The sequence below is a fragment of the Komagataeibacter kakiaceti JCM 25156 genome (genome assembly GCF_000613305.1).
Window position 1 is genome coordinate 1 of the sequence record NZ_BAIO01000272.1, and the last position, 3214, is coordinate 3214.

Sequence of the window (3214 nt, forward strand, 5' to 3'; positions counted from 1 at the left end):
GGCGCGCCTGCTGGCCACATGCACGCCCCCGGCGTGGGTCTTTCTTCCCGCGCCGCAGAACGCTATATCTGCTACGCAAATACGTGCATCGCGGGCCGCTTGTGGCCACGAACGGGAGTAACAGCCATAACCAGAAAGCCGACAGCCGAGAATGGCGCCAAGCGCCGGACCGGCAGTACCTCTTCCACAGCAGCGCAGGCGCGCCCGCAGGCGGGTTCACTGGGCAGTGCGGTTCAGGTGCCGGGCACGCCCCGCAAGAAAGCCGCCGTCGCTGGCCCCGTTTCCGCTGAAACACGGGCGGCGGACCCCCGTGTGGAGCAGTTTCTGGAAATCATCACCACCAGCTGGAAGATGACAAGGCCGAGGACATCGTCGTCATCGACCTGACGGGCCGCGCCTCCTTTGCTGACCGGATGGTGATCGCGACAGGTCTGGCGGATCGGCAGATCGCGGCCATGGCCGCGCATATCGACCGCAAGCTGGGTGAAGCCGGGCTGAAGCGTGTCCTGACCGAGGGGGCCAACGGGTCCGACTGGGTGCTGCTGGATGCGGGCGATATTGTCGTGCATCTGTTCAAGGCGGAGGCGCGCGCGCTGTACGGGCTGGAACGGATGTGGGGCGCGGAACTGGATGTGCCGCCGGAGGCGCCCGCCACACCGGTGGAATAAGGGGTGTTCCACCTGATTGCGGTGGGGCGGATGAAGGATCGGGTGGAGCGTGACCTGTTCGAGCGTTACGCCACCCGGCTTTCGCCCCGCATAAAGCTGACCGAACTGACCGAGGGGCGGGGCGCCCCGAACGAGATCAAGCGCAGGGAAGGGGCGGCCATTCTCTCCGCCCTGCCGGATCGCGCCATTGTCGTGGCCATGGATGAAGGCGGGCAGACTTATGACAGTCTGGCCTTTTCAAAGGCGGTGGAACGCTGGATCGAGACGCCACGCCCGCTCTGCTTCGTCATCGGTGGGGCGGAAGGTCTGGATGGACCGGTTGTCCAGCGCGCGGACCATACCCTTTCATTTGGCAGGATGACATGGCCGCATATGCTGGTGCGGGGCATGCTGGCCGAACAGCTTTACCGCGCCCGCGCCATTTCAGCCGGGCATCCCTACCATCGGGCCGGTCGGCCCTGACGGTGGGGGCTGGTAAAAAAACAGCCTAGCGCAGGGAACGATTCGGCGCATCATCCGTATAGGCGAGGGAAGAGGACGCGCGCCCGGCAATGGCTTCCGGCGCTTCCGCCACTTCGGTGGCGGCATGACGCGACTGCGCCTGCGCCTGCGCCATGACCGTCGGGTTACGCGTCGCCTTCTGGTAAGTGGTCAGCATCATGTTCGATGTCGTATCGGGCCGGGCGTAAATGAAGCCATAGGTCGGTAGATACTGCCATACGCGCCGCTGCGGTTGTTGAGCGCGACACGGACGGCCGACCAGTCGTTATTCGGTGAGACATCGATCACGGATACATCGCGGCTGATTCCGCGCTGCCCCCAATGTGACTGGTCAATGATGATGGAGCGGTTGTTGACCAGATGGCGGACCACCGCCACATGACCCAGCGGCATACGGCGCGTGCCGCGGAAGTTCAGGACGCTGCCTTCCTCGGGCATGTTGCCGCGCGCATAACGGCCGGCGGCCTTGTACCACCAGTCAATGGCGTTGCCGTGGATTTCAACATCCGATGCGGCCTTGGCGAAGGCCACGCACTGGATGACATGCCCGCGTTCGGCCACGCGGCGTGCGCCGACATGGTGGCTCAGGGTGTGATGGGTAGTGGCCGTGGCATGATGGACGGGCGGATGCGCCGCATGGCTGGTCTGCCGGGCGGCATGGGCCTGACCGGGCGCTGAAAACATGAATCCGAACGAAGCACTGAGAACGGAAAGAAAAACGCTACGCTTCAGGTTCCTGATCCACATTTTCCGCAATCTCTCCACCACTCTGCCGGGGCGACATGACAGTAACCCGCTCACATCGTGTTCATCGAGTAGCAAGCCCATCGCAATCCTGACAAGCCTGTGCTGACGGCGATGAAGAGCCATGCACACATTTCGCCCAAAAACATAATCTGGAACGAAAAATAGGAATATAATCTTTAAGAGGACTCTCTAGCCCTTGTTTTTCAGGCGACTGGCCCCCCGGCGGAGCAGGAAGAACAGAAGAGGAATGATTCTCGGGAAGCGGGAAAGTTGCAAAAATGTGACATGTTATAAAGGGGCCTTCCCGCTTCCCCATGGTGTTATTTGGTGCAGGTCAGCATGATCTCGACCAGCACGTCGGGGTGGGCCATCGTGGCCTGTATGCAGGCGCGTGCGGGCGCACCGTCCTTGGGCAGCCAGGCGCTCCATACGGCGTTCAGGGCATCACGGTCGTTGATGTCCTTCAGCCAGATCTGGGCCTGAAGCAGGCGGGTGTTGTCGGTGCCGTGCAGTTCCAGCGCCTCGTCAATCTGGGCCAGCACATCCTTGGTCTGGGCCGTGATGTCGGCCTTCAGGTCGCGGGCCACGAATCCCTGCGTGAACAGGAAGCCATGATATTCCACCACCTTGGACAGGATGGGATTGGGCTCTGTGCGGATGATCTTGCTCATGTCATTGGTCCTGGTTGGTTGGCAGGCGTGCGGACGGGCCGCAGTCCTGCTGCTTCTCTTTGCGCCGGTCCGGCCTGAGGTCAACCGCCCGCGAAAAGTCGTGCGAATTCGGCCAGCCGGGCAGGCGTGTCGAAATCCTGTGTGATTCGGTCCCGCGGGAATCCGCAGCATGGCGGATTCGTGTTGCCGCACCAGATCGCGTGCGCCCCGGTCGCCACGCAGGGCCATGAGCGCGGGGAACAGGGCGCGGTTCCATATTATCGGGTTGCCCCATCCATCACCGTGCACCGGCAGCGCGCCGGGCCGGTCGGGATGCGCCATGAAAGCGGTGATCAGGCGGTTGATGAGGTCCGTCCCGATCAGGGGCATATCCCCCAGACAGATCAGCATTCCCGCCACGTCATGACGCGGGCCAAGCGCCCGTATGCCCGCCACCAGCGATTGTGACAGGCCAGACATATAATCCGGCGTGGTTACGAAATTGACCGTACGCCCCGGCTGCACGCCCGGAAGGGCGGCCTGGCGGATTTCCCCGGCCCGATGGCCAAGTACGACCACAACCGGGTCGGCCCGGCTGGCGGTGACGGCACGCAGGGTGCGCGCGATCATGGGCAGCCCCGTGGCGTC

At 63.3% G+C, this 3214-nt stretch carries 2 protein-coding genes and 3 pseudogenes; 2 read left to right on the forward strand and 3 right to left on the reverse strand.

Going from position 1 to position 3214, the window contains the following annotated elements; translation table 11 throughout:
* The first annotated feature begins 219 nt into the window (after positions 1-219).
* Positions 220-668: pseudogene (gene rsfS / locus JCM25156_RS24015) on the forward strand (ribosome silencing factor).
* A gap of 3 nt (positions 669-671) precedes the next feature.
* Positions 672-1130: a 23S rRNA (pseudouridine(1915)-N(3))-methyltransferase RlmH gene (locus JCM25156_RS12100; RefSeq protein WP_025813266.1), complete on the forward strand. Its 459-nt coding sequence runs from the start codon at positions 672-674 to the stop codon at positions 1128-1130.
* A 25-nt stretch (positions 1131-1155) separates the two neighbouring features.
* On the opposite strand, the pseudogene JCM25156_RS24020 reads toward JCM25156_RS12100, so the two are convergent.
* The 3 genes and pseudogenes from JCM25156_RS24020 to JCM25156_RS28005 all read right to left on the reverse strand — a co-directional run.
* A pseudogene (locus JCM25156_RS24020) lies at positions 1156-1916 on the reverse strand (CHAP domain-containing protein).
* A gap of 320 nt (positions 1917-2236) precedes the next feature.
* On the reverse strand, positions 2237-2587 hold the full coding sequence (locus JCM25156_RS12110) for a RidA family protein (protein ID WP_025813267.1): 351 nt from the start codon (positions 2585-2587) through the stop codon (positions 2237-2239).
* A gap of 237 nt (positions 2588-2824) precedes the next feature.
* A pseudogene (locus JCM25156_RS28005) lies at positions 2825-3196 on the reverse strand (NTP transferase domain-containing protein); the annotation flags it as partial.
* Positions 3197-3214: the final 18 nt, after the last annotated feature.